General features: G+C 73.9%; 10 protein-coding genes. 2 read left to right on the top strand and 8 right to left on the bottom strand.

Annotated features, from left to right (window positions below):
- The 4 genes from ACFWOG_RS35750 to nagB form a co-directional block, all read right to left on the bottom strand.
- Positions 1-293 (bottom strand): ATP-binding cassette domain-containing protein (locus ACFWOG_RS35750; RefSeq protein ID WP_380363496.1); only part of this gene is annotated, 293 nt, incomplete at its 3' end.
- An 86-nt stretch (positions 294-379) separates the two neighbouring features.
- Entirely contained in the window at positions 380-1,225 is an 846-nt protein-coding gene (locus ACFWOG_RS35745) for a DUF4097 family beta strand repeat-containing protein (RefSeq protein WP_329876600.1), read from the bottom strand.
- 84 nt (positions 1,226-1,309) lie between these two features.
- Positions 1,310-1,825: a toxin-antitoxin system HicB family antitoxin gene (locus ACFWOG_RS35740; protein WP_380363494.1), complete on the bottom strand. Its 516-nt coding sequence runs from the start codon at positions 1,823-1,825 to the stop codon at positions 1,310-1,312.
- 722 nt (positions 1,826-2,547) lie between these two features.
- Positions 2,548-3,330 carry a glucosamine-6-phosphate deaminase gene (nagB, locus tag ACFWOG_RS35735; protein ID WP_380363492.1) on the bottom strand — a complete coding sequence of 261 codons (783 nt, stop codon included), beginning with the start codon at positions 3,328-3,330 and terminating at the stop codon, positions 2,548-2,550.
- Between the two features lie 247 nt (positions 3,331-3,577).
- Between nagB and ACFWOG_RS35730 the strand changes: the two genes are divergently transcribed.
- A complete protein-coding gene (locus ACFWOG_RS35730; RefSeq protein ID WP_380363490.1) occupies positions 3,578-5,182 on the top strand; it encodes a phytoene desaturase family protein in 1,605 nt (534 codons plus the stop codon).
- Positions 5,183-5,214: 32 nt separating this feature from the next.
- Here ACFWOG_RS35730 and ACFWOG_RS35725 read toward each other — a convergent pair whose 3' ends face one another.
- Positions 5,215-6,372, bottom strand: a complete 1,158-nt coding sequence (locus tag ACFWOG_RS35725; RefSeq protein ID WP_380363488.1) for a winged helix DNA-binding domain-containing protein — start codon at positions 6,370-6,372, stop codon at positions 5,215-5,217.
- Positions 6,373-6,734: 362 nt separating this feature from the next.
- Between ACFWOG_RS35725 and ACFWOG_RS35720 the strand changes: the two genes are divergently transcribed.
- A complete protein-coding gene (locus tag ACFWOG_RS35720; RefSeq protein WP_380363486.1) occupies positions 6,735-7,901 on the top strand; it encodes an alanine--tRNA ligase-related protein in 1,167 nt (388 codons plus the stop codon).
- Positions 7,902-8,019: 118 nt separating this feature from the next.
- Here ACFWOG_RS35720 and ACFWOG_RS35715 read toward each other — a convergent pair whose 3' ends face one another.
- The 3 genes from ACFWOG_RS35715 to ACFWOG_RS35705 all read right to left on the bottom strand — a co-directional run bounded on the left by ACFWOG_RS35715 (position 8,020) and on the right by ACFWOG_RS35705 (position 10,231).
- Complete coding sequence (locus tag ACFWOG_RS35715; RefSeq protein WP_329876588.1) at positions 8,020-8,514, bottom strand: hypothetical protein; 495 nt, start codon at positions 8,512-8,514, stop codon at positions 8,020-8,022.
- 190 nt (positions 8,515-8,704) lie between these two features.
- The gene (locus ACFWOG_RS35710; protein WP_329951263.1) at positions 8,705-9,298 is read right to left on the bottom strand and encodes an MBL fold metallo-hydrolase; all 594 of its coding nucleotides are present in this window, start codon (positions 9,296-9,298) and stop codon (positions 8,705-8,707) included.
- A gap of 150 nt (positions 9,299-9,448) precedes the next feature.
- Positions 9,449-10,231 carry a hypothetical protein gene (locus tag ACFWOG_RS35705; protein WP_380363483.1) on the bottom strand — a complete coding sequence of 261 codons (783 nt, stop codon included), beginning with the start codon at positions 10,229-10,231 and terminating at the stop codon, positions 9,449-9,451.
- Between the last annotated feature and the right edge of the window lie 18 nt (positions 10,232-10,249).

The following is a 10,249-nucleotide window of genomic DNA, read 5'->3' as shown; positions in this document are numbered from 1 at the left end:
GCGGAGAACTGGCCGGTGACGCCGATGGCGGCGCGTACCGCCTGCGGGGCGGCCGTCAGGTCGTGGCCCGCGATCCGGGCCTGCCCGCCGTCGGCACCGACGAGCGTGGAGAGGATCTTCACGACGGTGGTCTTGCCGGCGCCGTTCGGGCCCAGCAGGGCGAAGACGGATCCGGCCGGGATACTCAGATCGATGCCGTCGAGCACGGTCTTGTCGCCGTAGGACTTGCGCAGACCGGTGGCGGAGATGGCGACGGGCGGCTGCGGGTCGCCACCTCGCCTGGGCGTGGGCATGACAGACGAAGGCACGGGGCCCTCCCGTTCGGGGCTGAAGCGGAGCTGAGGGAGTCGGTGGGGTGAAGCCGGTCCTGCCGCGGGCGTCAGGACCTGGCGCGAAGGATGTCGATGTTGCCGTACCGGGTGCGGGCACGGACCTCGACCGTCTCCTCGGCCTGCTCCGGGGGCGCGGAGTCGGTGAGCGTGTTGCGCACCTGCCCGGAGCCCGAGCTGACGTCGAGCCAGGCGGCGGTGCCCTTGCGGACGCCGACCTCGATGGCGCCGTAGGAGGTCTCCAGCTGGACGGCGCCGCGGACCACCTCACCCACGCGCAGGGTCCCGTGGGCGGTGGTGGCGGCGACCGGGCCCAGCGCGCGTCCGATGCTGATGTCGCCGTTCGCCCCGCTCACCCGCAGGTCGCCGGTCGCGGTGTCGACGGTCGTGGTGCCGTGCGAGTTCTTCAGGACGGCGGGGCCGTCGACGGTGCCGACGCGCAGACTGCCGGAGCTGGTGGTGATCTCGGCCGCACCCTCGATCCGGTCGACGGTGATCGAGCCGTGGGAGGCCGTGAGCGTCAGCGGACCGGTGGCGTCGAGGCGGACGTCGCCGGACGAGGTCTTCACCCGGGTCTCGCCGAGCCGGCCCTCCCCGAGGACCTGGGTCCACGAGCCGGTCATGACGACGTGCGAGCCCTCGGGCAGCTCGACCGTCACGTCGACGACTCCGGGGCGGCGGAGCGAGTTGCGCTGCTTGGGGGTCCTGACGGTCAGGGTGCCGCTCGCGTAGACGACCTCGGTCCGCTCGGCGGCCCGCAGATCCTGGTCCTTCTTCGGGTCGCGGGGCCGGACCTCGACGACGGTGTCGAGGCGGTCCGCCGCCGTGAAGCGGACGGAGCCGGCTTCCACGTGGGCGGTGACGGAGATCGGTTCGGGAGTGTCGAAAGAAGGCATGGCTGTACCGTCCTCGTGGGTCTCGGCAGCGTCCCCCCTGGTGGGACGCAGCACGTGGGTGGAGTGGTGCCGGCGGGCGCGTGGCTAGCGCACCCAGCCCGTGATGCTCTGTCCGACCGTTCGGGTCCTCTCCGTCGCCCGCGGGCGCGCTCCACCGTCGACCGCCACCGACACGGCCCGCACCAACCACGCGTTGACCGACAGGCCCTCACGGGTCGCGGCCTCCTCGGCACGCGCCTTGAGGTGCGCCGGCAGTCGCAGGTTGACGCGGGCGGTGCCGCCCTCGTCCCCGTCCGCGGACACCTGCGCCCGGAACGGCTCGGCGGGCACGACGGGCGCTTCGGCGGGGCCGGCCGCCGACGGCGGCGTCACCACGAAGTCGGGGTCCAGTCCGCGCAGCCGCACGTCGACCGACCCCGGGGCGAGCTCACGGGTGACCTCGTCCATCGCCGCGGAGAGCACGTTGAGCAAGGTCAGACGAGTCGCCGATTCCAGCGGCAGGGTGAGCCGCTCGGCCAGCTCGCGGGCGCCCTCCCCACCGGCTTCGGCGGCCACCGCGAGTTCGCGACGGAGGTTCTCGACATACGGGGTGAGGTCCATGACGCCATGGTGGCACCACGATGGCGCCATCCGCAAGCCCTTGCGACACCCCGCGTGGCGCGGCCTCTGGGAAGACCACTCTGACCTGGTGAAACATGAAACCGGGAACCCGGATCGGGCCGACACCGCGCGGGCACCACCACCGCACCGGCACAGGGTGACACCGGGCGGCGCCGATGTGGCGCCGAATGGCACCACGTCGCACCATCGACACCAGCCACGCCCTCCGAGCCGGCGGAAGTGCTCGCACAGCCCGAACGGGAACGCGTCCTGCACCGAGGCGGCCGGCTTACCCGGCGGGCTACGGGTACGCGACTCCGAGCAGACGGACACGGCCCGCGCTTCACGCCCCGGGCCCGGCGGCGGAGTCACCACGCCGTCGGGAGTTGTTGACCACCGACCCGGACGAAGGCCCCCCGGGCAGGCCGGCGCGCGCGTACGTCGGCGCCGTGCAGTGCATGACACGGTCGGGGAGGGCCGAACGTCAACCCGTTCGCGTCGAGGGAGCGGCCTCGGCGGCGGAACGACCGGTCAGCCGGTGCGGCCGGCGGCTCTCGATCCCGGGGTCGGACGCGCGAGGGTCGTCATCGCGCCGTCCGACGGCAGGGCGGCCCCGCTGCCGCGAGGGGCAGGCGGGACCGCCCGGCGGCCGGCAGCGGGGCTCGTCGGCGCGGGTACGTCAGCGGCCACGACGAGCCCTGCGGCTGCCGGACGGTGTACCTCTAGAGACCCTGCCAGGCGGGCTTGGCCGCGTAGGTGTCACGGAAGTAGTCGGCGAGCTTGAGGCCGGAGGCGGCCGCCTCGTCGACGACGACGGTGGCGTGCGGGTGCAGCTGCAGGGCCGAGGCGGGCACCAGCGCGGACAGCGGGCCCTCCACCGCGAGGGCCACGGCCTCGGCCTTGGCCTCGCCCGTGGCGAGGAGCACCAGGTGGCGGGCCTCCAGGATGGTGCCGATGCCCTGGGTGAGCACGTGGTGCGGCACCTCGTCGAGGCTGTCGAAGAAGCGGGCGTTGTCCTCGCGGGTCTGCCGGGTCAGCGTCTTGATGCGGGTCCGGGAGGCGAGCGAGGAGCACGGCTCGTTGAAGCCGATGTGGCCGTCGGTGCCGATGCCGAGCAGCTGGAGGTCCACGCCGCCGGCCTCGGCGAGCGCGCGGTCGTAGTCGGTCGCCGCTGCGGCGATGTCCTGCGCGTTGCCGTCCGGGCCCATGAAGGAGGCCTCGGTCAGACCGAGCGGACCCACGACCTCACGCAGGACCACCGAGCGGTAGGACTCGGGGTGGCCGGCCGGGAGGCCGACGTACTCGTCCAGCTGGCAGATCCGGGCGCGGGAGGCGTCGACGGTTCCGGCCTCCACGCGGGCGGCGAGCGCCTGGTAGATCGGCGTCGGGGTGGAGCCGGTGGCCACACCGAGCAGGGCGTCGGGCTTGGCGGTCAGCAGATCGGCGATCGCTGCGGCGATGAGGCTGCCTGCGGCGGCGGCGTCGGGCACGATCACGATTTCCATTGGTCCACCATTTCTGGAGCGACAGTGAGGTCTAGACCATTCTGTCGTGAATCCCGCCCCCAGGTCCATTCCGCTCCCGGGGTTATTCGAGGCCGGGGCCGGTGCCGGCCCCGACGCCACGCTCCGGGCGAAGGCGACGCGCCCCGTCGAGGCGCCCCGTCGAGGCGCCCGATGAGACACCCGATGAGACGCGTCTCGTTGACGCGCACATGTTCCCCGGCCGCCGCCGGTGCCGTAGCGTTGCCGTGTGAGCGCGCACCCGTCCCTCAGGTACGACGCCGTGATCGTCGGCGGTGGACACAACGGACTCGTGGCGGCGGCGTACCTGGCGCGCGCCGGACTCCGGGTCCTGGTGCTCGAACGGCTGCCGCACGTGGGCGGGGCCGCGGTGTCGGCCCGCGCGTTCCCGGGAGTGGAGGCCCGGCTGTCACGCTACTCGTACCTGGTGAGCCTCCTGCCGCACCAGGTCGTCCGGGACCTGGGGCTGCGGCTGGACCTTCGGCGGCGCCGGATCACCTCGTACACCCCCACCCTCCGCGACGGGAAGCCCACCGGGCTGCTGGTGGACGCGGCCGATCCCGGCCGGACGCGGGAGTCGTTCCGGGCCCTGACCGGGACGGAGCGGGAGTGGGAGGCCTGGCAGCGCTTCTACGGGATGACCGGGCAGGTCGCCCGCCGGGTGTTCCCGACGCTGACCGGGCCGCTGCCCTCGCGCGCCGGGCTGCGCCGACGGGTCGCGGACGACGCCGCGTGGGAGGCACTCTTCGAACGGCCGCTGGGCGAGACGATCGAGCGGACCTTCGCCGACGACCTGGTGCGCGGAGTCGTCCTGACGGACGCGCTGATCGGCACCTTCACCCACGCCCATGACGCCTCGCTGCTGCAGAACCGCTGCTTCCTCTACCACGTGATCGGCAACGGGACGGGCGACTGGGACGTCCCCGTCGGCGGGATGGGCGCCGTGACGGACGCCCTCGCCGGGGCCGCCCTGGCAGCCGGTGCGGAGATCCGGACCGGCTGCGAGGTCACCGCCGTCGCCACCGCCGGCGTCGGCGACGCCGAGGTGTCCTACCGCCATCGGGACGGGGAGGCGACCGTGGCGGCGGGCCGGGTCCTGGTGAACGCCGCCCCCGCGACCCTCGCCCGCCTGCTGGGCGACGATCCCGGGCCGGCCCCGGAGGGCGCCCAGCTGAAGGTCAACATGGTGCTGCGCCGACTGCCGCGCCTCAGGGACGTCTCCGTGGATCCCCGGGAGGCGTTCACCGGCACCTTCCACATCGCCGAGGGCTACCGGCAGTTGGAGACGGCCTACGCCGAGGCGGCGGCGGGCCGGGTCCCCTCGGCTCCGCCCTCGGAGATCTACTGCCACACCCTCTCCGACCCGTCGATCCTGGGTCCTGAGGCGATCCGGCAGGGGTTCCAGACGCTGACCCTGTTCGGCCTGCACATGCCCGCACGGCTCTTCGCCGACCCGGCGGCCAAGGAGCGGGCGCTGGCGTCGAGTCTGGCCCGGCTCGACGCGGTCCTGGCCGAGCCGATCGCCGACTGCCTGGCGACGGATCGCGAGGGCCGGCCCTGCCTGGAGGCCAAGACGCCGCTCGACCTGGAGCGGGAGGTCGGCCTGCCGGGCGGTCACATCTTCCACCGGGATCTCTCGTTCCCCTTCGCCGCCGACGAAGCCGTCGGCGAAACGGCCCAGGACCCCGGCGACAGCCCCGCAGCGCGTTGGGGCGTGGCGACGGACCGCCCCAACGTCCTGCTGTGCGGCGCGGGAGCGATCCGCGGCGGTGGCGTCAGCGGCATTCCCGGACACAACGCCGCACAGGCCGTCCTGGAGGACCGGGCCCGGTAGCCCCCGACGCACCGGGTCGTCGCGGGCCCGGTTCAGCCAGGCAGTACCCTGGTCACGCCCTCCGGGAGCCGGGGCCACCAGTGGTCGTAGCGGCGGTAGACGCGGGGCTCGCGGTCGGCCAGCAGTCCCGTCAGGGCGCGGGCCTCCTCGGCCAGGCCCTCCCACGCCCCGGCGGAGAGCTCGTGGAAGGCGGTGGCCTCGATGCCGTTCTCGACCGGTCGCCAGACCCCGGCGACGTGACCGTCCACCAGCAGGGTCGGCAGCACGTCACCGTTGTTGCGTATCACCAGCCGCCGGTAGTCCGGCGGGATCAGCCGGCTGCGGTCGGCGTACGCGAGCAGGACGCTGTCCCACATCGCCATCAGGCGGGGCGGCGCCGGGGTGTCGGCCGGCGGGCGCGGGGCGTCGGGAAGGTCGAACAGCGCTGTACCGTCCGGCCCTTGGAGCTGCTCGACGGCGCCGGCGGCCTCCAGCACGCGCAGCGCCGTACGCACCGGCGCCCGCTGCACCGTGGCGAACTGGGCGACGTCCGCGACGGAGGCCGGCCCGAATCCGGCCAGGTACCTCACGACGAGGGTCTCCAGCGCCTCGGTGTCCACCTCACGGCCGCCCGGTCCGGTCCGGGGCTCCTCCGGAGGGTGGGCCGCGACGAAGGAGGGCCGCGGGCCGAAGGACCACGGACCGCCCGTGACGGCGTGCACCAGCGGCGCGTACGCCCGCAGTCCCCACCACGCGCCCGCCTGCCGCTCGGCGCCGAGCCGTTCGCCCAGCCAGGCCTCCATCTCGCCGTTCGCGTGCGGCTGGTCGGCGAAGGACAGCAGCGACGGCACCAGCTCCTCGGCGTCGGCCGGGGTGAGTCCGGCGGCGGCGAAGCGGTTCCCGAGCCGGGCGGCGTACAGTGTCGGCCGCATCGCCCGGCGCAGGACCCGGTAGTCGTCGGCCCGGACCGCGTGCAGAGTGATCCGCATCAGGGTCGCCTTGAGGATCCTGCCGTCGGCGAACGCGGCGTCCAGCTCGGCCGGGGCGAAACCGTCGATCCGGTTCCACAGCGCCAGGTAGGGCGAGGCCGGGTGCTGCGCCTGCAGCGCGACCACCCGGCCGAGGGCCTCGACGACGTCCAGCGGCTCACGTCGCACCAGCAGTTGGCGGCCGAGTGTGGCCCGGTTGAGCTCCCGCGCAGTGATCTTCACGATCGAGCATTGTGCCGCCCGCCGCCGCACCGTCGCCACCGGGCCCGGCCGGGCCCGCCCGGCGCGTCCCGGGGCGTCCCTGGTCCCCCCGGCGTCCGGCCTCGGCGGAGCACGCACAAAAGGTGTGGCCCCCGGGCACGGGGCGCGTTAGCCTCGGGACCATGAACGTCATGGGCCGAAGCACCACCGCGACCGCGCGAGCGACCAGCTCGCCGGTTGCCGCCGCCTGACGTATCCCGTCACTCCCACCGGCCACCGGAAACGGTCCGCCGGTGGCTCCACGCGTTCGCGCCCCGGTTCCGTCGACCGGGCGGACCTGTTCTCCGGTGCCCTTCCCGCTGTTCCGCGAAGGAGCCCACCCCATGCACAGCGATCAGATCGTCCGCACGTTCACCGAGTACTTCGAGGAGCGCGGGCATCGCCGGATCACCGGCTCGACCCTGCTGCCCCCTCCCGGCGACCCGGTGCTGTTCACGACCTCGGGCATGCACCCGCTCACCCCCTACCTGGAGGGGCGCCCGCACCCCCTCGGCAGGCGACTGGTCAACGTCCAGCGCTGCCTGCGCACCACGGACCTCGACGAGGTCGGCGACCGAACGCACCTGACCGTCTTCGAGATGCTCGGCAGCTGGTCGCTCGGCGACTACGAGGGACCGTCGAGCCTCGACTGGGGCTTCGGGCTGCTGACCGACGGGTTCGGCATCGACCCGGGGCTGCTCCACGCCACCGTCTTCGGCGGCGACGACCGAACCGGCCCGGACACCTCCTCCCTGGAGCTGTGGCAGGAACGCGGGGTGCCGGTGGAACTCACCGTCGAGGACAACTGGTGGTCCAACGGACCGACCGGCCCGTGCGGCCCGGACTCGGAGATCTTCCTGTGGACCGGCGACACCCCGCCGGAGTCGACGCCGACCGGCGACGACCGCTGGGTGGAGGTGTGGAACCACGTGATGATGCGTCACCGCCGCCTCGACGACGGATCCCTCGTGCCGCTCCCCCAACGCAACGTCGACACCGGACTCGGCCTGGAACGGCTGGCCTCGCTGCTGCAGGGCCGGACGTCGGTGTTCGAGTGCGACGTCTTCGACCCCTGGCGCCGGCTCGTGCCACCGCTGTGGCGGCTGGACGAACCGTCACTGCGGCTGGTGTGCGACCACCTGCGCTCCGCCGTGGTCGTGATCGGCGACGGGGTGCGCCCGGCCAACACCGGCCGAGGCTACGTCCTGCGCCGGCTCGTGCGACGGGTGCTCACCGTCCTGCGGCGCGACGATCCGCGGCGCGGTCTCGGGGACCTGCCGGACGAGCTGATCCGGCACACCCTGGACCGGTTCCGCCAGGACGTGGGGCAGGACGTCGTGCGGCGGGTGCTGCTCGACGAGGAGCAGCGCTTCGGCCGGCTGCTGGAACGCGGACGGCGGATCCTGGCCCGGCCCCGCTTCCACGGACCGCTGGGCGAGGAGGACCTCCACTACCTCCACGACACCCACGGCCTCCCGCGCGAGCTCGTCCTGAGCCTGCGTCCGGAGTGACGGCCGAGGGCGTACCGGGCGCGGGGGCGGCGATCAGGGTTCCCGGCCCGGCGCCCCGGGATGCCGGGATGCCGGGGTGCCGGGGTGTCGGTCCGTCACGGCCGGTGCCGGCCTCGGGTCAGGGGCGGTCGGCGGCTCGTTCGGGCCCGCTGTCCAGGCGGACCGCGCCGTGCAGCAGCAGCCCCGCGGCCCGGGCCTCGTCCAGCCGACGGGTGAAGACGCCGATGCCCTCCTCGGTCCCCAGCTCCATCAGGTCGGGCGGCCAGGTACCCGGTGGCACCAGGATCACGATCACCCTGCCGCGCCCCTCGGCCGCCGACACCCACCCGGGCGAGGCCCGGACCTCGGAGGCCGGTTCCCAGACCTGTCGGCCGCCCACCAGTACGAGCCGCGTCAGCAGCGATCCGCGCACCTCCATCACGGCGGTGGTGGCGGGCGGCTCCCCCGCCGCCAGGACGAACCCGCTGTCCACCACGCTCTCGACGAACTCGCCGTACAGGTGCGGGCCGATCTCCACGATCACCTCCGCGAAGGGCACCCCGGCCGCCGACTCGTGCACCGCCAGCGCCCACACCATCGGCGCCGGTCCGGCGCCTTCCACGTCTTCCGCCATGCCCTGTCAACGAGCCGGACCGGCAACCGAACCGGGCAGGCCCGGAACGGCGCACAGGGCGGTGCGGGGCGGCGGCGCGCGGAGGTCCGTCGACCTCGCGGACCCCGCCGCCCCGTGCGCCTTCGTGTCACCGAGGAATGTCCGCACGGCATTCCGCGGTCCGCGCCGCGGACCTCACAGGACAGAACAGCTAGAGCGGCGCGGCGTCGTCGGCCTTGAACGGGCCTCCGTGGCCGGGCACGATCAGGTCGGCGGCGGCCAGCACCCGCAGCCGGGAGGCACGCAGGACCTCACGGTCGGGGGCGACGGGGTCGTCAGCCGGGCCCTCGGAGTGCCACCACAGGTCGCCGGCGAACGCCACCACGCCCGCGCTCGTGCCCGCCAGCAGCGTGATGTCCTCGGGGCTGTGCCCCGGGGTGCGGATCAGCCGCAGCGACGGGGTGAGTTCGTACCCCTCCGCGTCCCGGTTCCGCCACCGGTCGTCCGAGTACTCCACCTTGTGGTCGTGGACCGTCGCCCGTCCGAACAGGCCCACGTTCATGGTGTTGTCCGGGTGGTGGTGGCTGAGCACCACGTCGGTGATGTCGTCCGGGCCGAGGCCCAGTTCCGCGAGCGGGGCGAGGATGCGGTCACGGCTCGCGACCATGCCCGGGTCGAAGATCACGTGGCGGCCCGCGTCGGATATGTAGGACACGGTGGCGGCGACCCCGGGGCCGGTGGAGCCCACGTAGCCGGTGGTCAGGATGGTGTATTCGGCGCTGCGGCCGATCGGTGCGTCTGTCACGAGCACGATCATTCCGAATGAACGGGCCGCCCACCAGTGGCTTTACCTCGGACGATCACGGACTTCGCACCGCCCGGGCAGCGCCCCCGCTCACCCGGCCCGGCCCCGTCGGCCCACAACAACCGTTCCACGTAACGATCTTGACGCCGGCTATCGCGGACGGACCGACTGTTCGGCCGTGGTTCCGCAGGGATGGCAGGTCCAGGTGAAGAGCGCCGGGGAGTCGGGGGCGGAGAGGATGCCGTCGTAGCTGGAGTGCCCGGGGCCCGCCGAGGCGGCGCCCCGGCGGTGGTGGGCGCCGTCCGGGAATCCGGCCTGCAGGGGGCGCGGTGTGCCTTCGGGGCGCCGGGAGCTGAGGTCCCACGCCGGGTCGTCCACCAGGTCGGGAGTGCCGGGGCCGCCGGCGGTGCCCGGGGAGTCGGGGGTGGCTTCGAGGTGCGTGAACAGCAGGTTCCGGATCCGGAGGAGCCCGGTGTGCCACACCTGGACCGGTTGGGGGGCCGGTGGCGGCAGGACCGCCGGCTCGACGAGCCACGCGGCCGAGGACGACGGCGTCACCGGCGAGTCGAGGAACACCCCCAGGGAACGCGGGAGATCCGGGTGGTGGACGGCCATCACCAGCCGACCGGGGTCCCGCACGGGGCCGAAGCTGCAGACGGTGAACTGGACGCCGTGCTCGGCGTCGCCGAAGAGGCCGGGAAGGGCGAGCAGCGCGTCGCGGCGGCCGGGCTCCGTGAGGTAGACCAGCCAGGGCGACACGGATCCGGCCGGGCGCGGCGGACCCGGCCGGCGTTCGAGAGCCAGGACCGTGAACAGACCCGACGGGGTGTCCAGGACGCCGCCGTGGGAGAGGCGGGCACCGGGCTCGTCCAGGAGCGTCTCGGGCGCGCGGAGGACACGCAGGCCGCGGCCGGGGGTGCTGGTCTCGCTCATGTCGCGAACGTAACGGCG

This window comes from Kitasatospora sp. NPDC058406 (assembly GCF_042722765.1).
Taxonomy (GTDB): Bacteria; Actinomycetota; Actinomycetes; order Streptomycetales; family Streptomycetaceae; genus Kitasatospora.
This window is presented reverse-complemented; position numbering and strand designations above follow the sequence as displayed.

Bases quoted from the DNA above. Each gene is read 5' to 3' on its own strand.
- ACFWOG_RS35745 (WP_329876600.1), bottom strand. From the start codon at position 1,225: ATGCCTTCTTTCGACACTCCCGAACCGATCTCCGTCACCGCCCACGTG.
- ACFWOG_RS35720 (WP_380363486.1), top strand. From the start codon at position 6,735: ATGCACAGCGATCAGATCGTCCGCACGTTCACCGAGTACTTCGAGGAG.
- ACFWOG_RS35705 (WP_380363483.1), bottom strand. From the start codon at position 10,231: ATGAGCGAGACCAGCACCCCCGGCCGCGGCCTGCGTGTCCTCCGCGCG.
- ACFWOG_RS35740 (WP_380363494.1), bottom strand. From the start codon at position 1,825: ATGGACCTCACCCCGTATGTCGAGAACCTCCGTCGCGAACTCGCGGTG.
- ACFWOG_RS35715 (WP_329876588.1), bottom strand. From the start codon at position 8,514: ATGGCGGAAGACGTGGAAGGCGCCGGACCGGCGCCGATGGTGTGGGCG.
- nagB (WP_380363492.1), bottom strand. From the start codon at position 3,330: ATGGAAATCGTGATCGTGCCCGACGCCGCCGCCGCAGGCAGCCTCATC.